We start from the raw sequence: 18,820 nt of genomic DNA, 5'->3' as shown, positions 1-18,820 counted from the left end.
GGTAAGCGACAGCGCCACCGGGCAACGATATCAAACGCCGTTACTTACCGCTTTTCACCTTCGTCCACGCGCGGGTACGCACACGGTCAATTTTCGGTTCCTGCACTTTCAGGGTGAAGAGCTTGGCAAACACATCGGCTGGCGGGTAGATCGCCGGATTATTGCGGATTTCTTCGCTCACCAGCGGCACGGAGGCCTTGTTACCGTTGGCGTAGTAGACGTGGTCGCTGATGTGGGCAATCACTTCCGGACGCATCAGGTAGTTGAGGAACTGATACGCTTCCTCTTTGTTTTTCGCATCAGCTGGCATCGCGAAGACGTCGAAGAACGCCAGCGCCCCCTCCTTCGGAATGAAGTAGGAAACATTCACGCCGTTTTTCGCCTCTTTCGCACGGTTCGCTGCCTGCCAGACGTCACCCGCCCAGCCGATGGCCACGCAGATATCCCCGTTAGCCAGGTCGTTGATGTACTGAGAGGAGTGGAAGTAGCGAATATTCGGACGCAGCTTTAATAGCAGGTCGGTCGCCGGACCGGTGTAGTCGTCGGCCTTGCTGCTGTTTGGATCTTTGCCGAGATAGTTAAGCACGGTGGCGAAAATCTCTTCCGGCGCATCGAGGAAAGAGACGCCGCAGCTTTTCAGCTTCTCGAGATTTTCCGGCTTCAGCACCACGTCCCAGCTGTCCAGTTTGACGTCCGGGCCCAGCGCCGCTTTGACTTTATCCACGTTAAAGCCAATACCAGTGGTCGCCCACAGGTAAGGCATGGCGTATTTGTTGTCCGGATCATGCTTCGCCACCAGCTTCAGCACTTCCGGATCGAGGTTTTTCCAGTTCGATAACTTGTTCTTGTCCAGCGGCTGGAAGACACCGGCGGTCAGCTGACGCTCCAGGAAGCTTGCAGAGGGCACCACCAGGTCGAAACCGGTACTGCCCGCCATCAGTTTGCCTTCCAGTACTTCGTTGGAATCGAATACGTCGTAGACAACCTTAATGCCGGTCTCTTTTTCAAAATTCGCGACGGTGTCCGGCGCAATATAGTCAGACCAGTTATAGACGTGCAGCGTTTTTTGTTCCGCAGCGAGCGTGCCGGCAGAGACGGCCATCAGAGCACCCGCAACCAGACCCGATAACCATTTTTTATTCAAGGCGATCATATTGTTATTCCTTCTGAAAGCTCGTTAACAAACGAACCAAAACTGTGCAGCCTGAAGATATGCAATATTCATGCATAGTTTGTCGCTCTGCCCGAAATAAAATATACCCCTCTTCCCGGCAGGTTCCGCTCGCTTTTTTTTAAGCACCGCAAGAATAACTGTAGCCCGTGTCTCCGGCTATAGCCCAGACGAAAAAACGCCTTTTATCAATTTTTTATGCAGATTATGTCTACGTGATAAGCCGAAACGGCCCGAGAGGAGGTGAAAAATTCTTTAAAGAAAGGTTAAAAGCAGCAGAAAAAGCGGTGTTATGCAGCCGCTCTGGTAGCGACTGCGCAAAAGTCAGACAGGCTTAGTGGAGAAAATTGGAAGATGCATCATTATTCTCGGCATCATCTTCCGCGCTATACAGCAGGTGATGTGCGTTGGCTTCCATCATTACCATGGAAATTTGCTCTTCGCTCAGGCGCATAAACCAGGCGAACTGTTTGAAGGAGAGCCCCGCGCCGGAGAATAAAGACTGGCAAACCACCAGCTTCGGCAGATTATCATCCTGTATGTCGAGAAACGCTTTCACGGTCAAAGAACTGGCGTTAATCGCTGACAGATCGGATGCCAGTGCAAGCAGCGCTGAAGGCTTCACTTCAGCCAGCGCCGAGAATAGGATCACGTCGTTAATCAGATCGATTTTGGCATCAAAAATACCATCGAAATTTTGCATGTGAGGCAGATGCAGCGCCTGGCAGGAGTCGCATTCGAAAAAAGTAATACCGGCATCATCGAGCCATTGACGTAACGTATCCAGTGTAGGTACGACCTGTAAATCCATCGCTGTGCAGCCTCTTAAATAAAAACGTTGTCCAGCTTACGCAAAAAGTGCGCGCCGATCCATTTAACCGCCCGTTTTCAGGCAAAATCCCGGCGTCGCATGGCGTTCAATCCATGCGATCATTTTACCTGCAATATCGACGCCTGTGGTTTTTTCCACCCCTTCCAGCCCCGGCGAGGCGTTAACTTCCATCACCAGCGGCCCGCGGTCGGCACGCAGCAGATCGACCCCCGCCACGTCCAGGCCCAGCGTCTGCGCCGCTTTCACCGCAATCTCGCGCTCGCGCTCGCTGATAAGGGCCACCCGCGCGATACCGCCGCGGTGCAGGTTAGAGCGGAAGTCGCCCTCTTTCGCCTGCCGCTCTATGGCGGCCACCACTTCATCGCCCACCACAAAGCAGCGGATGTCGCACCCTTTGGCCTCTTTAATATACTCCTGCACCAGAATATGGGCATTCAGACCGCGAAAGGCGTCAATCACGCTTTCCGCCGCCTGACGCGTCTCCGCCAGTACCACCCCAATACCCTGCGTGCCTTCCACCAGCTTAATGACCAACGGCGCACCACCCACCATGTCGATTAAATCGCTGGTGTCGTCCGGGGAGTGAGCAATCCCGGTGACGGGCAAATCGATCCCCTGGCGCGCCAGCAGCTGCAGCGAGCGCAGCTTATCGCGGGCGCGTGAGATCGCCACGGACTCGTTGAGCGGATAGCTTCCCAGCATTTCAAACTGGCGCAGCGCGGCCGTGCCGTAATAGGTGATCTGGGAGCCAATGCGGGGAATTACCGCATCAAAATGCGGGAGTTTGCGGCCTTTGTAATGAATCGACGACGCCGCAGGGTCGATGTTCATATAGCAGGACATCGGATCGAGGATCTCAACCTGATGTCCGCGTTTCGCCGCCGCTTCTCGCAGGCGTTTACATGAATAGAGCGTTCCATCCCGGGACAATATGGCAATTTTCACCCTGCACCTCTCTAAAGACATGGGAAAAGCCTGCCTATCATACACGAGGCGCAGGAGGAAGGGACTATCGCGTTGCCCAGCCCTGTTTGTGCAGGTAATCAAGAATGAACGGGCGGTTTTCTTTAATGATGGTGCGACGAATATGGTCGCTCCAGGTATCGCGGCGGTTGTTGCTGTCGCGCGTCAGATAGTAGTTCGCCAGCTCTTCATCGTATTGATGCAGAACGTCCTGATCGACCGGCTGGTAGTGGTTTTCATGCACCAGCATCGCAGCAGGAATACGCGGCTTCAGATCCGGGTTATCCGCCGGCCAGCCGAGGCACAGACCAAACAGCGGCAACACGTGTTTCGGCAGCTTCAGCAGTTGCGTCACGCTTTCGATGTTATTACGCAGCCCGCCGATATAGACGCCGCCAAGCCCCAGCGATTCCGCCGCCGTGAACGCGTTTTGCGCCATCAATGCCGTATCCACCACGCCCAGCAGCAGCTGTTCCGCCAGCCCCAGCTCCGCCTCAGGACAGATTTGCAGGTGACGGTTAAAATCGGCGCAGAACACCCAGAACTCAGCCGCCTGGGCAACGTGCTTTTGTCCGCCCGTCAGCGTTACCAGCTGCTCACGCATCGCCGGATCGGTGATGCGGATAATGGAGCTGCACTGCAAAAAGCTGGAGCTGGAGGTGCCTCTTGCGCTGTCGATGATCGCGTCCCGCTGCGCCTGGGTGATCGGCTCATCGGTGAAATGGCGAATGGAACGGTGGGAACGAAGCAGGTCAATGGTTGGCGTCATTTTGTCTCTCTTTGTATTGCGTAAAACGTATGGCAGCCAGTATAGGCAATGATCCACCTGATGTAATTGGCGAAACATAGCCTGACTGTATCAAAGTGACAGGTGAAACCTTCTTTCCATGACGGCAGGTTATCGTGCACTATAGGGATTATTCGCCGTCAGGCTTGTTTTTTGAGGAGAGAGAAATGTTTGCAGTAATTTTTGGTCGTCCAGGATGCCCTTACTGTGTGCGCGCGAAAGAGCTGGCTGAGAAACTGACTGAAGAACGTGATGATTTCAACTTCCGTTACGTGGATATCCACGCGGAAGGCATCAGCAAAGCCGATCTGGAAAAAACCGTGGGTAAACCGGTTGAAACCGTGCCGCAAATCTTCCTCGATCAGAAACACATCGGCGGCTGCACCGATTTCGAAGCGTACGCCAAAGAGCACCTGGGCCTGTTTGCCGCTCAGTAATGCTAAGACGCCCTCACCCTGAGGGCGCTTTTATTTATGGTGCTTCCGCTGTTGCAGCAGGCTGCGCATAAATAAGAAACAGAGCGCCCCCAGCGCACACCAGAAAACGCCACTTAGTAGCCACGCCACTTCCTGCCAGACGCTTCTCGACGAGAGAAACAGCACGCGCATCAGAAGCAGGCAGAGGGGCGCCGCAAGGATGGCCCCCAGCAGCGGCATTACCACCTCGCCTTTGCGCGAGAGAAAACTGGCCACTACCCCCGGCAGGATGAAGAACAACAGGCCCAGCTCGGGATGACCGGACGCTCTGAAGGCGCCCTTCACATTAAAAGCAAGCGACATGCAAACGACCGTAAACAGCAAAAAGCAGCTGATTACGCCAACCCAGTTTCGTTTAAAGTTCAAACTATCCTCCTGACTTATCTCTATCAAATACAAAAATCGTCCGGTGGACGCCCAGTCAGATAAAGCATTGCGGCAATCCTTGCCAAAGCACGCACACAAGTCGTGCGATAATAGGTGGCTGTCGGTAGCTATTACGATTAAACTAACCGCCTGCTAGTGTTTAGGGTATTTATCAGGAAGCAGGGAGGTGCAAAGTGATTCCCTGACTCTGAAAACAGTAGCCCAAATAGTCCTTTCATTCAACAACTTACTGGTAAACAAGAAGTTAGCCTCCGTGAATATAAACGTCGCAGACTTGTTAAATGGGAATTACATCCTGTTATTATTTGTGGTACTGGCACTGGGCCTTTGTCTGGGTAAATTGCGCCTGGGTTCAGTTCAACTTGGTAATTCCATTGGCGTTTTAGTCGTCTCCCTGTTATTAGGTCAGCAACATTTCAGTATTAACACGGACGCGCTTAACTTAGGTTTCATGCTGTTTATTTTCTGCGTTGGCGTGGAAGCCGGTCCGAACTTTTTTTCCATTTTCTTCCGAGACGGCAAAAATTATCTGATGCTGGCGCTGGTGATGGTCGGCAGCGCCCTGCTGATTGCGTTAGGGCTGGGCAAACTGTTTGGCTGGGACATCGGCTTAACGGCCGGTATGCTGGCAGGCTCGATGACCTCCACGCCGGTGCTTGTTGGCGCGGGGGATACGCTTCGTCATTCTGGCATGGCAGGCACGCAGCTTTCCGCCGCACTGGATAACCTGAGCCTGGGCTATGCCCTGACCTATCTGATTGGTCTGGTGAGCCTGATTGTGGGCGCGCGCTATCTGCCAAAACTTCAGCACCAGGATCTCCAGACCAGCGCCCAGACCATTGCCCGAGAGCGTGGTCTGGATACGGACTCCAAACGTAAAGTATACCTGCCGGTGATCCGCGCCTACCGCGTCGGGCCAGAGCTGGTTGCCTGGACCGACGGGAAAAACCTGCGCGAGCTGGGGATCTACCGTCAGACCGGCTGCTACATCGAACGTATCCGTCGTAACGGCATTCTGGCAAACCCGGACGGTGACGCGGTGCTCCAGATGGGCGATGACATCGCCCTTGTTGGCTACCCGGACGCCCACGCGCGTCTCGATCCGAGCTTCCGCAACGGGAAAGAGGTGTTTGACCGCGACCTGCTGGACATGCGTATCGTCACCGAAGAGATTGTGGTGAAGAACCACAACGCCGTGGGCCGCCGTCTGGCGCAGTTGAAGCTGACCGACCACGGCTGTTTCCTCAACCGCGTGATCCGCAGCCAGATTGAAATGCCTATAGACGATAACGTGGTGCTTAATAAAGGCGATGTGTTGCAGGTCAGCGGCGATGCCCGACGTGTTAAAACCGTTGCCGACCGTATCGGCTTTATCTCGATTCACAGTCAGGTGACGGACCTGTTAGCCTTCTGCGCCTTCTTCATTGTTGGCCTGATGATCGGAATGATCACCTTCCAGTTCAGTAACTTTAGCTTCGGCATCGGTAACGCTGCCGGTCTGCTGTTCGCCGGGATCATGCTGGGCTTCCTGCGAGCGAACCATCCCACCTTCGGCTACATCCCTCAGGGAGCGCTGAACATGGTGAAAGAGTTCGGTCTGATGGTCTTTATGGCGGGTGTCGGCTTAAGCGCCGGGAGCGGCATTGGCAATGGCCTGAGTGCGGTCGGCTGGCAAATGTTGGTTTCCGGACTTATCGTCAGCCTGGTACCGGTGGTGATCTGTTTCCTGTTCGGCGCTTACGTGCTGCGCATGAACCGCGCCCTGCTCTTCGGCGCGATGATGGGCGCGCGCACCTGCGCACCGGCGATGGAGATCATCAGCGACACCGCGCGCAGCAATATCCCGGCGCTGGGCTATGCAGGCACGTACGCAATCGCCAACGTGCTGCTGACGCTGGCGGGTACGCTGATCATCATTATCTGGCCAGGACTCGGATAAATCTCAAGTTTGCGTGTGGCGCAAAAAATTTTCGTTACGCGCAGAACTTTTTACGCAGGGTGCAGTCATAATTAGTGCCACTGCTTTTCTTTGATGTCCCCAATTTGTGGAGCCCATCAACCCCGCCGTTTTGGTTCAAGGTTGATGGGTTTTTTGTTTCCCTAAAAAATAGCTTTTAAATTCAATCAATTGCATAGTTTCGGGTTATTGGCGACATTATGCGACGGATTTTTTGTATGTCAGGTTTGATTCGACAAAATCGAGCGATAAAGCTCACCCGCCTCTAATTTTTGCGGCTCCGTATGAAAGCACATAGCCAACTATCAACGCCCCAAAACACCCGGTGAATTTCATCCATGTACTTTCAAACCAGAAGAATGACCCCATAGCAAAAAGCACAGCCAGAAAGGTGATAGTTCCCTCAATTGCGTGGGACATTAACGATTTTACAAATTTCATTCTGTATTCCTTTGCAATCAATAGGGTGTCCTTCAATGAACACCAGGTAAGGCTCTAACTGCTGTTCAACGAGAAAGTAGACCATATCCAGACTCTCTTTTGACACCCTGGCGTATGTAGAGGGATATTTGGCTTTCATCCGTCTTGACGCTCTGGCTGATTCTTCAATGATTCCCTGAAACATCACGACGTTTAACGCTGCTGAAGCGCTGAACCGAATAAAATGCTTGTACGCCTGATCAATCGCCAGACGATTCAACATCAGACTTGCGGTTGTCTGTGCCAAAGCTATTTGCCCTGCTGCTCGCCCACCAACGCTCCCGGCTCCGTAACCCAATTTATTGTTTACGGCCTCTTTACCATCATCATTGAGTTTCTGATAGAACGACGTGAAAACGATAGTTATCAGTCTGCGTAATGGTGACTCAGCATTACCCAGGCTCTTGAGCATATAGAAAAAACGCTCCGTCTCAGCCTGGTTTCTTTGTTTAGCGCTATCCCCGGCAAGCCCGCTTCCCTCCCAGCTTCTTACAACGCCCATGTAAGCTGTGTTCGGTATGGAGGAGATCCCATCGAGAATCCCTAATGCAACCTGTTTAATATCCATATCTCATACGTATTGTTCTGAACCCGAACAAAGAATAACCAAAGCTCACGGGCGCTTCCAGACGTAATTTTTCAGTTTCCCAGAAATCCTTAAATTCCCCTTGTACCGTGCCAGCTCTGCCCTGTCGCCCGGTTGCGCCGTTAAAACAAGAAACCCAAACGATCCTCCAAATCTCACATAAAATTATTTTTTATCTTAACCAATGGAACAAAATAAGATCCGGTGCGGAATTTGGCCGTGATGAGTGGTTTGCTTTATATAAGGATGACTGGGGAATCGACGATGGAACATGGATTGATCACGTCTATCGCGGGCTGTTCAGACTCCATCCCGGTACAGTGTCAGAAGGGTGTATATCAATCGCCCATAACTCCGATTAGCATTAATCCGTAACGCTCTTATGAACACAGAGCTTATTCAGGTTCCATGTATGCGTTCACATATGGCTCGCGGCTGTATTGAGGTTATTGACGGTGGATATCACTACCCTTGCCTGTAAATGGGGCTCAAGACTACTTAAGGCCGTCTGGTTTGTGTTAATTAGCTTCCTGGCAGGACGTATGCTGGGTCCTTCAACAGCTTATATTAACCACGACGTTGCAACTGCTATTTGCGGCTTCATCTATGGTGATATTAATGCGGAGACAATGTACGAAACATATACAAATATTGATATTTTGATTCTGTTAACATCTGCAACGATCGTCTGTCTCATAACATTGAAGATATTCAACAAAACCAGGAATCATTAATCTTCTAATCCCGCCCTGTCTGTGGCTCAAAGACGACGGCTCAACGTAGTGGTACTTCTCTAAGGGCATTTATTTGTCCTTATTGCCCTTCCCTCACTCGCCACAAACATATATGATTTAATGTATATGACAAAAACCACGCAGGATCGCCAGATGCTTCACCCCGTTCAGCTCTTCAAAACCCTCTCCGACGAAACGCGCCTCTCCATCCTCATGCTTCTGCGTGAAGCGGGCGAGCTGTGCGTCTGCGATCTCTGCTCCGCTACCAACGAGCCGCAGCCGAAAGTCTCCCGCCACATGGCCTTACTGCGCGAGGCCGGGCTGGCCATCGACCGTCGCGAGGGTAAGTGGATCTACTACCGTCTCTCTCCCAACATGCCTGCATGGGCGGCAACCGTTATCGACACCAGCTGGAACTGCCTGCGAGAAGAGACACGTATGAAGCTGAAAAACCGCCTCCCGGGCTCGTGCTGACCACAACACATTCACAAAAACAGATATAAGGGAGTAAAAGATGTTTCTGGCAGGGGCTATTTTTCTGTTTACGCTGGTACTGGTTATCTGGCAGCCCAAAGGGCTCAGTATCGGCTGGAGTGCCACCATTGGCGCCGCGCTGGCGCTGGCGAGCGGTGTGATCCACGTTAACGATATTCCGGTGGTCTGGAACATCGTCTGGAATGCGACGGCCACGTTTATCGCGGTAATCGTTATCAGTTTGCTGCTGGATGAGTCCGGTTTTTTCGAGTGGGCGGCGCTGCACGTTGCTCGCTGGGGAAACGGTCGCGGGCGGTTGCTGTTTACCTGGATCGTGCTGCTGGGTGCGGCCGTGGCGGCGCTGTTCGCCAATGACGGTGCGGCATTGATCCTGACGCCTATCGTTATCGCCATGCTGCTGGCGCTGGGATTCAGCAAGCAGGCCACGCTGGCGTTCGTGATGGCGGCGGGATTTATCGCCGATACCGCCAGCCTGCCGCTGATTGTCTCCAACCTGGTCAACATCGTCTCAGCGGACTTCTTTAAGCTGGGCTTTAGCGAATACGCCTCGGTGATGATCCCGGTTGATATCGCCGCAATTGCCGCGACGCTGGTGATGCTGCATCTGTTCTTCCGCAAGGAAATACCGCCGGAATATGACCTGGCAAAACTCCGCGAGCCCGCACGGGCCATTCATGACCTGCCGACATTCAGAACGGGCTGGATCGTGCTGCTGCTACTGCTCGTCGGTTTCTTTGTGCTTGAACCTCTGGGTATCCCGGTCAGCGCTATCGCAACAACTGGCGCGCTGATTTTATTTGCCGTTGCGAAACGCGGGCACGCCATTAACACCGGGAAAGTGCTGCGCGGCGCACCCTGGCAGATCGTTATCTTTTCGCTGGGGATGTATCTGGTGGTGTATGGCCTGCGTAATGCCGGGCTGACGGAGTCTCTTTCAGGCGTTCTTGATCGCTTAGCCGGACACGGACTCTGGGCCACTACGCTGGGAACCGGATTTATCACCGCCTTTCTGTCATCCATAATGAACAATATGCCAACGGTATTGATCGGCGCGCTCTCCATTGAGGGTAGTGCGGCAACAGGCTTGATTAAGGAGGCGATGATTTACGCTAACGTGATTGGCTGCGATCTGGGGCCGAAAATCACCCCCATCGGTAGCCTGGCCACCCTGCTATGGCTTCATGTGCTGGCACAGAAAAACATGACCATTACCTGGGGCTACTATTTCAGGACGGGCATCATAATGACGCTGCCGGTTCTGTTTGTGACGCTCGCCGCGCTGGCGCTACGTCTCTCCTTCACACTGTAATGAGTAACGGATATGAGCAACATCACTATCTACCACAACCCGGCCTGCGGCACGTCGCGCAATACGCTGGAGATGATCCGCAACAGCGGTACGGAACCCGAAATTATTCTCTATCTTGAGAACCCACCGTCGCGTGATGAACTGACCAGGCTGATTGCAGACATGGGGATTCCCGTGTGCGATCTGCTGCGCAAAAACGTCGAGCCTTATGAGCAACTGGGCCTTGCCGGGGGAAATTTCACCGATGACCAGCTTATCGATTTCATGCTGCTGTACCCCATTCTGATTAACCGTCCGATTGTGGTGACGCCGCTGGGTACACGTCTGTGCCGCCCTTCTGAAGTCGTTCTCGACATCCTTCCGGACGCGCAAAAAGGGGCATTTACAAAGGAAGATGGCGAAATCGTCGTTGACGCCAGCGGGAAAAAAATCTCCTGACATCAGGCGTGGCCGGGGCGAGCGCTATCAGACGGTATCCTCGCCTGCAATCCGTCCCACTATCGCCCGGATCTCCTCCCGGGTTAACGGCGACCGGTCGGTTACAAAATGCAGCGTCATCCCCTCGATAAACGCATCCAGCGCACGGGCGGTGGCCGGATCAAACCACTGCTCAAGCGTAGTCTGGCTCATCTTCATCCAGTCCTGCATCACCGTTTTCAGCGCGGCGCTGCGGTGCATAAAAGCGTACAGCTGATACATCAGCGCCATATTGTGTGGCGTGGTCACGGCTGAACTGTGGATCAGCGTGGTAATGGCCTCGCACGCCCTCTCACGCCCGGTCACCCCCGCGAAGAAATCCCGGTACTGCTGAGACATCTGCTGCGTAAACCACGTGAACGCCTCCTCCAGAAGCGACTCCATCCCGTCGAAATAGTAGGTCATCGACCCCAGCGGTACGCCTGCGCAGGTGGCAATTTTGCGGTGCGTGACGGCATGAATACCGTGCTCAGCAATGGTGTCCAGCGTCGCCTGGAGTATCTTCTCGCGGCGGTTAGGGTCGTTTGGTGGTCTGCTCATAAAATCCTCATCCGGTTTATGTACAAATGTACACAAAGTTGCTAGTGTTGTCGCTATTGTTGTACTTCTGGTGCTGATCCCAATGACGCTAACTTCTCCTCGCAAAGCCCTGCATCTGCGCATGTGGGCGCTGTTTATGTTCTTCTTCATCCCCGGGCTGCTGATGGCTTCCTGGGCAACGCGCACCCCGGCAATCCGCGATACGCTATCCGTCTCGACGGCGGAGATGGGGATCGTGCTGTTTGGCCTGTCGATTGGCTCGATGAGCGGCATCCTCTGCTCGGCCTGGCTGGTGAAGCGCTTTGGCACGCGCGCGGTGATCCGTACCACCATGTGCTGCGCCGTGGTGGGAATGTTCGCTTTGAGCGTGGCGCTGTGGTTCGCCTCGCCGCTGATGTTTGCCCTTGGGCTGATGGTATTTGGCGGCAGCTTTGGTGCGGCTGAAGTGGCCATTAACGTTGAGGGGGCCGCCGTCGAACAGGCAATGAACAAAACGGTGCTGCCCATGATGCATGGCTTTTACAGTCTCGGCACGCTGGCGGGCGCGGGCGTGGGGATGGCGCTGACGGCGCTGGGCATTGCGGCCAATGTGCACATTTTGCTGGCGGCGCTGGTCTGTATTATCCCGATCCTCACCGGCATCAGGGCTATTCCCGCAGGCACAGGACAACACGCCTCGGACGAACAGAAGTCTGCGGCAAAAGGGTTGCCCTTCTATCGTGATTTCCAGCTAATGCTGATTGGCGTGGTGGTGCTGGCGATGGCATTTGCTGAAGGCTCCGCCAACGACTGGCTACCGTTGCTGATGGTGGACGGGCACGGATTTAGCCCCACCTCCGGCTCGCTGATCTACGCTGGATTTACGCTCGGCATGACCGTCGGACGCTTTACCGGCGGCTGGTTTATCGACCGTTACAGCCGCGTGGCGGTCGTCCGTGCCAGCGCCCTGCTGGGTGGGCTGGGCATCGCGATGATCATCTTTGTGGATGTGGACTGGATTGCCGGTGTGTCGGTGATCCTGTGGGGGCTGGGCGCCTCCCTTGGCTTCCCGCTGACCATTTCCGCTGCCAGCGATACCGGTCCCGATGCGCCGACGCGCGTGAGCGTTGTGGCGACCACGGGCTACCTTGCCTTCCTGGTGGGGCCACCGTTGCTTGGATTCCTCGGTGAGCACTACGGGTTGCGCAGCGCCATGCTGGTGGTGTTAGGGTTGGTGATTATTGCCGCCCTGGTGGCGCGTGCGGTGGCAAAACCGGAAGCAGAACAAACGACAATGGAGAAGGGATATGAGCGTTAAACTGATTGCAGTCGACATGGATGGCTCCTTCCTGAGCGATGCGAAAACCTATAATCGCGCGCGTTTTCTGGCGCAGTACGCGCGCATGAAAGCGCAAGGCATCCGTTTTGTGGTCGCCAGCGGAAACCAGTACTACCAGTTGATCTCATTTTTCCCCGAGATCGCCCATGAAATCGCCTTCGTCGCCGAAAACGGCGGCTGGGTGGTGGATGCGGGCGAAGACGTGTTTAACGGCGAACTGTCGAAAGAGCATTTTCTGACCGTCGCCACCCTGTTAAACGACGTGCCCGGCATTGAGATAATTGCCTGCGGAAAAAACAGCGCCTACACGCTGAAAACGTATAACGACCTCTTCAAAGAGATTGCGGCGAAATACTATCACCGCCTTGAAAGCGTCAGCAGCTTTGACAATCTCAACGATATTTTCTTCAAGTTCGGGCTTAACGTCTCTGACGACGAAATACCGCGCATTCAGGCGCTGCTGCATGAGAAGCTTGGCGACATCATGGTGCCGGTGACCACGGGTCACGGCAGTATCGACCTGATAATCCCTGGCGTGCACAAAGCTAACGGCCTGCGGATCCTGCAAGCGCGCTGGGGCATTGAGGACAATGAAGTGGTGGCCTTTGGCGACAGCGGTAACGACGTGGAGATGCTGCGCCAGGCTGGGTTTGGCTTCGCGATGGCCAACGCCAGACCGCATATAAAGGCTGTGGCCCGCTATGAAGCGCCGAACAATAATGACGAAGGGGTGCTGGACGTGATTGATATGGTGCTGGAGGGGAAGGCGCCGTTTAATTGATTCCGTGCGGTCTGGTGCCTTCACCCTAACCCTCTCCCACAGGGCTGAGGGTTCCCCACAAAATAATGCCTGCACAGATGGCCCCCTCTCCCTTGAGGGAGAGGGCTGGGGTGAGGGGGAACATACGGCTCTGGTGGTCATTCCGTTCACTTTATGTTCCTTGCTACTCTGTCACGACATGACCGGTGAACGTGCCAGGGTGGCTCAGTCGCCACCACCCTGGCGACCCGGGCTTCCGGCGGAAAATCGCCGCTTCGCGGTGCCTTCGGCTTATTCCTTCCGGCTTATCGGGGACGGGCGGAGGTAACATCCCTGTAAAGCCCGCCCTCTCGGCGCATCCCTGCGCCTCACCCCGGCCTACAGGAAACGCCTCAGCGATTTACAGCCGGACCGAGGCATCGCTGAAAGCCCTCAGTTATTCTGAGGCAACGTTATCGCTTTTGCTTTCAAATTACTGGGGATCCCTCAGCCCACAGGGAGAGGGAACTGTCCCGAGCTCGCCCAGGGGGGAGAGGGAATAAGGATTACGGTTGCAGGGCATTTCCGACGCGTTTGTCCTTCAGGAACACCACCATCAGCCCTACCCACAGCACACCGTTTGCGAGGTTGAACAGGCTGAACAGCCCGTTACCGCCGAAAGCATAGGCATGTTTGCTCACCTCAATACCGACGGTGAAAATCAGCATTTGCAGCATCCCCATCGCGGCAGACACCGTGCCTTTACTCATTTCACTGGCGAACAGTGTCAGGCGCACCAGGCCAGCATTCGCCACGCCGATACCAAACGCGTAAACACTCAGCCCCGCCGTCATCCACAGATACGCATGAGACGAGGCTACGGTCGCCACCGCCGCGATAATCAGCCCTGCCGCTATGGGCCAGCCGCCCAAAATAATCAGCGAACGCACGGTACGGCGCGACGTCAGACGCGCCAGCACCAGGTTACCGATAATCAGCGCGCCAAAAATCGGCACCTGTAACAGGCCATACTCATAGCTGCTAAGCTGTTCGCCGCTGATGATAATGACCGGCGACTGGGCAATCCACGCCAGCAGCGGCAGGCTGACAAAGCCCGTCGCCAATGCGCCCGCGACAAAACGGCCATTTTTCAGCACCGCCTTATAATCCCGCCCCAGCTCTTTAAGCGAGAGCTTTTCGCCCAGGCGGGTGGCGGTTTCCGGCATCGCACGGTGCAGGCCAAAGAAAGAGATAGCCGCAAGCGCGGCAAAGAGGACGAACATCCCCTCCCACGGCGCGACGTGAACCCATGCGGCTCCCACCAGCGGCCCAAGAAGCGGTGCAATCAGCGCCACGTTTGCCATCAGCGCGGTAATTTTGATACACACCGCCTCCTCAAACGACTCCTGAATAGCGGCATAGCCCACGGCGCCAATAAAGCACAGGCTCACGCCCTGAAGGAAACGCAGCAGCGTGAACTGCTCAATACTCTGCGCCAGCAGCGTGGCGAGACAGGTGACGATAAACCACACTACGCCCGTCAGCATCACCGGACGGCGGCCAATACGATCCGACAGCGGCCCTAACAGCCACTGTAAAAACATGCCGCCCGCCAGATAGGCGGTCATGGATGTCGGCACCCACTCAATACCTGCGTTGTACTGCTCAACCACAGCCAGCATGCCGGGCTGGATCATGTCGTTGCCGATGTAGGTAGAGAATTCGTAAAGCACCAGACACAGAGGAAAAAGTAACGCCTGACGACCCAGACGATTACCGGAAGAAGAACGGTTTATCATGCAATCTCTTTAGTATGAAAAAATCGCGATGAGTGTAATGAATTGCCGCTGTCTGAGATAGCAAATTAACGTGGAAAAACAGAAATAACGCACTTATCGTTGTTGTTTAAGGTTTCCTTAAGTTGCCCTCCCTATGATAGTGCTATTTCACGTTATTGACCGAAACTATGACACACGCCGTCAGCCCTTCAGAATTATCTAAGTTACCGACAAATAAGACAAAACGTCTTTACCGTTTGCCTCCCCGCTTTTATGGTTATCAACTTTTCGTGCTTATTGCCCTTGCGGTGCTTTTTACCTGGCTTTCGCGCGATGAATCGCTTGACCGATGGATAACCGGTTTCTGGTATGACGCAGCGGCGCATCATTTTCCGCTACAGCAAAACCCGTTGCTGGATCTGCTGAACCATCGGCTGGCGAAATATGTGACCATTGTTATCGCTGCCGCATCGCTGATTTACGGCGCTTACAAACGCAATGCCCGACTGGTAACGGCCGCGATTCTGATGGGGCTGGGTGCGCTGGTAGTAGGGGTGCTGAAAAGCATAAGCCACCACAGCTGTCCGTGGGATCTGGTGGAATATGGCGGCAGGTCCGTTTCGTATCCCCTGTTCAGCGCCGTTCCGGCAGACAGCGGACCGGGACGCTGCTTTCCCGGCGGCCACGCCTCCAGCGGGTTTATGGTGATGGGGCTGTTTTTTGTCTTCTGGCGTGAACGTCCGCGCCTGGCATGGTCCTTTGTCGCGTCAGGCGTTGTTATGGGGCTGGTGATGGGCTTCGGGCAGGTCATGCGCGGCGCGCATTTTTTCTCTCACAACCTGTGGGCCGGGTGGTGGGTCTGGTTTTCCCAGGTGCTAGTTTACGGGCTGGTTTCCGCCCGGTTTGCTAAAGAGTAACGAGATTATGTTAGAAAATCTGAACTACGAACTGTTTTACCTGCTCAACGCCACACCGTCGTCACCGGAATGGATGATCGATCTCGCCACCTTCATTGCGAAAGATCTGATTAGCATTGTACCGGCGCTGGCGGTGATCCTCTGGTTATGGGGACCTCGTACACAGGTCACCGCCCAGCGCCATCTGGTGATCAAAATGGCGATGGCAATTGGCGTGAGCGTGCTGGCAAGCTACGTGCTGGGTCACGCCTTCCCGCACGATCGTCCGTTTGTCGATCGCGTCGGCTACAACTTCCTGCACCATGCGCCGGATGACTCGTTCCCGAGCGATCACGGCACGGTGATCTTCACCTTTGCGCTGGCCTTCCTGTTCTGGCATCGCCTGTGGTCCGGCGTAGTGCTGATGGGCGTGGCAGTCGCCATCGCCTGGTCCCGCGTCTACCTGGGGGTGCACTGGCCGCTGGATATGGTCGGCGGTTTCCTGGTGGGGCTGATGGGCTGCGTCAGCGCAGCCATCCTGTGGAGCCTCTTTGGCCCGGCGCTTTATCGTGCATTATCACAGGCCTATCGCGTTCTGTTTGCCCTTCCGATCCGCAAAGGCTGGATACGTGACTAACCCCGGTCCGTCAGGTTACACTTGAGCCCCCGCCCTGCGGGGGCTCACTTTTTTAGCCCGAGGATCTATGGAAACACGTCGCGATGACCGCATTGCTCAGCTGCTTCAGGCGCTGAAGCGCAGCGATAAGCTGCATCTTAAGGAAGCCGCTTCCCTGCTTGGCGTGTCTGAAATGACCATTCGTCGCGATCTGAACAGCGACAGCGCCCCCGTTGTGCTGCTTGGCGGGTATATTGTTCTGGAGCCGCGTAGCGCCAGCCATTATCTGTTAAGCGATCAAAAAACACGCCTGGTGGAAGAGAAGCGCAAAGCCGCGCGGCTCGCCGCCTCGCTGGTGCAGCCGCATCAAACGCTGTTTTTTGACTGCGGTACGACAACCCCGTGGATCATCGAGGCCATCGACAGCACCGTTCCCTTTACCGCCGTCTGTTATTCGCTAAATACCTTCCTGGCTTTGCAGGAGAAACCAGCATGCCGGGTGATTTTGTGTGGCGGCGAGTTTCATGCCAGCAACGCCATCTTCAAGCCGCTGAATATTCAGGACACGCTGAGCAATGTATGCCCTGATATCGCCTTTTACTCTGCGGCGGGCGTGAATGTGAAACAGGGGGCAACCTGTTTTAATCTTGAAGAGTTACCGGTGAAACAGTGGGCGCTCAACGCCGCGCAGCAGCATGTGCTGGTGGTTGATCACAGTAAATTTGGCAAGGTCCGTCCGGCAAGGATGGGAGAACTGTCGCGCTTTGACGCCATCGTCAGTGATTGCCGCCCGGATGACGAGCTGGTGGCATACGCGAAAGCGCAGCAGGTGAAGTTGATGTATTGAGGTTATGCCGGGTGGCGCTGCGCTTACCCGGCCTACGTTCGAGCCGTTGTAGGCCGGGTAAGGCGAAGCCGCCACCCGGCAAAAACTTAGCTGAACCAGCTGCCAAACCAGCCGTGGAATTTCATTAACACAAAGTCCCACATCCGGCTTAAGAAGCCGCCCTCTTCCACCGCTTCCATTACCACCAGCGGACGCTGCTCAATAGATTTGCCGTTAAGCTGGAAATCTATCGTCCCGACCACCTGACCTTTTTTCAACGGTGCGGTGAGCTGTGGCTCGGTCAGGGTATAGCTGGCTTTCAGGTTTTTCAGCTGACCGCGTGGAATGGTGACGGAACCCGCTTCACCCGCTCCCAGGTTCACTTCACTTTTATCACCAAACCAGACACGCTGGCTGACGAAGGTGGCGTCCGGCTTAATCGGCGTGACGGTTTCAAAGAAGCGGAAACCCCAGGTCAGCAGTTTTTCGGATTCGTTAAAACGAATTCGGTCGGTTTTCGTTCCCAGCACCACTGAGATCAGGCGCATATCGCCCTGCGTCGCAGAAGCCACCAGGTTGTATCCGGCCCCGGCAGTTGTACCGGTTTTCATGCCGTCCACGTTAACGTTACTACTCCACAGTAGACGGTTACGGTTAGGCTGGCGGATATTGTTGAAGGTAAATTCTTTCTCTTGATGGATAGCGTACTCATCCGGCACGTCATGGATCAGCGCTTTGCCCAGCAGCGCCATATCGCGCGCGGTACTGAACTGACCCGGCGCATCCAGGCCGTGAACAGTTTTAAAAGTGGTATTGGTCAGACCCAGTTTTTTCGCGTAGCCATTCATCAGCCCAATAAATGAGTCCTGACTGCCCGCGACGTAATCGGCCAGCGCAATACAGGCATCATTTCCCGACTGAATAATGACCCCTTTATTCAGATCGGACACGGAGACCTGGTCGCCAGGCTTCAGGAACATCACGGACGAGCCGCGCAGCGCCGGGTTACCGGTCGCCCAGGCATCTTTCCCGACGGTGACCATGTCATTAAGCTTGATCTTGCCCGCTTTCAACGCCTGGCCGACCACATAGCTGGTCATAATTTTCGTCAGGCTCGCCGGGTCGAGTTTTTCGTCGGCGTTACCTTCCGCCAGCACTTTCCCGCTGGCGTAATCCATCAGGATCCAGGCGCGCGCATCAACAGGCGGCGCTTCGGGCGCTGTCTGTTCCGCCGCATGGAGCGTTGGGGCAAAAAGGAAAAGCAGCGCCGAGCCTGCCGCCAGGCTGCGCAGAGAGGAAGTTTTTTGCGTCATAAATGCCACCCGAGTGTCCATTCTAAAAATCACGTCACAATCACCGTGTCGCAAGAAGCGATGAGTAATAGCGCACTACAGCCCTCAAAGAAACCTGTTCCAGGTAAAGTTTTTAAAGTTTATGCAATAACATTCAGATA

19 protein-coding genes and 1 pseudogene are annotated in these 18,820 nt (G+C 54.8%); 11 read left to right on the top strand and 9 right to left on the bottom strand.

All coding sequences use genetic code 11. The features are described 5' to 3' along the window. Positions 1-40 precede the first annotated feature (40 nt). The 4 genes from potF to nfsA all read right to left on the bottom strand — a co-directional run bounded on the left by potF (position 41) and on the right by nfsA (position 3,735). Positions 41-1,153 (bottom strand): spermidine/putrescine ABC transporter substrate-binding protein PotF, encoded by a 1,113-nt coding sequence (gene potF / locus ACQG11_RS17470; protein ID WP_022647572.1) that lies wholly within the window; start codon positions 1,151-1,153, stop codon positions 41-43. 352 nt (positions 1,154-1,505) lie between these two features. Next, complete coding sequence (locus ACQG11_RS17465) at positions 1,506-1,982, bottom strand: YbjN domain-containing protein (protein ID WP_022647571.1); 477 nt, start codon at positions 1,980-1,982, stop codon at positions 1,506-1,508. 63 nt (positions 1,983-2,045) lie between these two features. Then, positions 2,046-2,948, bottom strand: a complete 903-nt coding sequence (gene rimK / locus ACQG11_RS17460) for a 30S ribosomal protein S6--L-glutamate ligase (protein ID WP_032621711.1) — start codon at positions 2,946-2,948, stop codon at positions 2,046-2,048. A 64-nt stretch (positions 2,949-3,012) separates the two neighbouring features. Then, complete coding sequence (gene nfsA / locus ACQG11_RS17455) at positions 3,013-3,735, bottom strand: nitroreductase NfsA (RefSeq protein WP_023299683.1); 723 nt, start codon at positions 3,733-3,735, stop codon at positions 3,013-3,015. A gap of 185 nt (positions 3,736-3,920) precedes the next feature. Between nfsA and ACQG11_RS17450 the strand changes: the two genes are divergently transcribed. After that, positions 3,921-4,190, top strand: a complete 270-nt coding sequence (locus ACQG11_RS17450) for a GrxA family glutaredoxin (RefSeq protein ID WP_014169305.1) — start codon at positions 3,921-3,923, stop codon at positions 4,188-4,190. A 30-nt stretch (positions 4,191-4,220) separates the two neighbouring features. On the opposite strand, the gene ACQG11_RS17445 is transcribed toward ACQG11_RS17450, so the two are convergent. Beyond that, on the bottom strand, positions 4,221-4,595 hold the full coding sequence (locus ACQG11_RS17445; RefSeq protein ID WP_023299682.1) for an inner membrane protein YbjM: 375 nt from the start codon (positions 4,593-4,595) through the stop codon (positions 4,221-4,223). A gap of 274 nt (positions 4,596-4,869) precedes the next feature. Here ACQG11_RS17445 and ACQG11_RS17440 point away from each other — a divergent pair, with 274 nt between their 5' ends. Continuing rightward, the gene (locus tag ACQG11_RS17440) at positions 4,870-6,555 is read left to right on the top strand and encodes an aspartate:alanine antiporter (protein WP_426728625.1); all 1,686 of its coding nucleotides are present in this window, start codon (positions 4,870-4,872) and stop codon (positions 6,553-6,555) included. 421 nt (positions 6,556-6,976) lie between these two features. Here the strand turns inward: ACQG11_RS17440 and ACQG11_RS17435 are convergent, their stop codons facing one another. Next, positions 6,977-7,621 carry a hypothetical protein gene (locus tag ACQG11_RS17435; RefSeq protein WP_046618550.1) on the bottom strand — a complete coding sequence of 215 codons (645 nt, stop codon included), beginning with the start codon at positions 7,619-7,621 and terminating at the stop codon, positions 6,977-6,979. Between the two features lie 197 nt (positions 7,622-7,818). Here ACQG11_RS17435 and ACQG11_RS17430 point away from each other — a divergent pair. From ACQG11_RS17430 to arsC, 4 genes and pseudogenes are all read left to right on the top strand, one after another. Continuing rightward, positions 7,819-8,120: pseudogene (locus tag ACQG11_RS17430) on the top strand (tlde1 domain-containing protein); the annotation flags it as partial. A 406-nt stretch (positions 8,121-8,526) separates the two neighbouring features. Beyond that, positions 8,527-8,847, top strand: coding sequence for a metalloregulator ArsR/SmtB family transcription factor (locus ACQG11_RS17425; protein ID WP_032624576.1), 321 nt, complete (start codon positions 8,527-8,529; stop codon positions 8,845-8,847). A 40-nt stretch (positions 8,848-8,887) separates the two neighbouring features. Continuing rightward, positions 8,888-10,177, top strand: a complete 1,290-nt coding sequence (locus tag ACQG11_RS17420) for an arsenic transporter (RefSeq protein ID WP_023299679.1) — start codon at positions 8,888-8,890, stop codon at positions 10,175-10,177. 12 nt (positions 10,178-10,189) lie between these two features. Then, complete coding sequence (arsC, locus tag ACQG11_RS17415) at positions 10,190-10,615, top strand: glutaredoxin-dependent arsenate reductase (protein WP_421767721.1); 426 nt, start codon at positions 10,190-10,192, stop codon at positions 10,613-10,615. A gap of 27 nt (positions 10,616-10,642) precedes the next feature. Here the strand turns inward: arsC and ACQG11_RS17410 are convergent, their stop codons facing one another. Then, complete coding sequence (locus ACQG11_RS17410) at positions 10,643-11,194, bottom strand: TetR/AcrR family transcriptional regulator (RefSeq protein WP_032624580.1); 552 nt, start codon at positions 11,192-11,194, stop codon at positions 10,643-10,645. 82 nt (positions 11,195-11,276) lie between these two features. On the opposite strand from ACQG11_RS17410, the gene ACQG11_RS17405 reads away from it, so the two are divergent. Both ACQG11_RS17405 and ACQG11_RS17400 read left to right on the top strand, forming a co-directional pair. After that, positions 11,277-12,491, top strand: coding sequence for an MFS transporter (locus tag ACQG11_RS17405; RefSeq protein WP_023299676.1), 1,215 nt, complete (start codon positions 11,277-11,279; stop codon positions 12,489-12,491). Further along, positions 12,481-13,293, top strand: a complete 813-nt coding sequence (locus ACQG11_RS17400) for a Cof-type HAD-IIB family hydrolase (RefSeq protein WP_332953862.1) — start codon at positions 12,481-12,483, stop codon at positions 13,291-13,293. The genes ACQG11_RS17405 and ACQG11_RS17400 overlap by 11 nt, the downstream gene beginning before the upstream one ends. Before the next feature lie 524 nt (positions 13,294-13,817). Here the strand turns inward: ACQG11_RS17400 and ACQG11_RS17395 are convergent. Next, positions 13,818-15,050, bottom strand: coding sequence for an MFS transporter (locus tag ACQG11_RS17395; protein ID WP_045621923.1), 1,233 nt, complete (start codon positions 15,048-15,050; stop codon positions 13,818-13,820). 167 nt (positions 15,051-15,217) lie between these two features. On the opposite strand from ACQG11_RS17395, the gene ACQG11_RS17390 reads away from it, so the two are divergent. The 3 genes from ACQG11_RS17390 to deoR all read left to right on the top strand — a co-directional run bounded on the left by ACQG11_RS17390 (position 15,218) and on the right by deoR (position 17,388). Then, positions 15,218-15,946, top strand: a complete 729-nt coding sequence (locus ACQG11_RS17390) for a phosphatase PAP2 family protein (RefSeq protein WP_426728624.1) — start codon at positions 15,218-15,220, stop codon at positions 15,944-15,946. A gap of 7 nt (positions 15,947-15,953) precedes the next feature. Continuing rightward, positions 15,954-16,562: an undecaprenyl-diphosphate phosphatase gene (gene ybjG, locus ACQG11_RS17385; RefSeq protein ID WP_045308522.1), complete on the top strand. Its 609-nt coding sequence runs from the start codon at positions 15,954-15,956 to the stop codon at positions 16,560-16,562. Between the two features lie 67 nt (positions 16,563-16,629). Beyond that, a complete protein-coding gene (gene deoR, locus ACQG11_RS17380; RefSeq protein WP_022647554.1) occupies positions 16,630-17,388 on the top strand; it encodes a DNA-binding transcriptional repressor DeoR in 759 nt (252 codons plus the stop codon). 86 nt (positions 17,389-17,474) lie between these two features. On the opposite strand, the gene dacC is transcribed toward deoR, so the two are convergent. Continuing rightward, a complete protein-coding gene (gene dacC, locus ACQG11_RS17375) occupies positions 17,475-18,680 on the bottom strand; it encodes a serine-type D-Ala-D-Ala carboxypeptidase (RefSeq protein ID WP_426728623.1) in 1,206 nt (401 codons plus the stop codon). Between the last annotated feature and the right edge of the window lie 140 nt (positions 18,681-18,820).

It is taken from the genome of Enterobacter cloacae complex sp. 372C4 (assembly GCF_050030615.1).
Lineage (GTDB): Bacteria > Pseudomonadota > Gammaproteobacteria > Enterobacterales > Enterobacteriaceae > Enterobacter > Enterobacter intestinihominis.
Note: the sequence above shows the minus strand (reverse complement) of the source record. Positions and strands in the feature narration are given on the sequence as shown.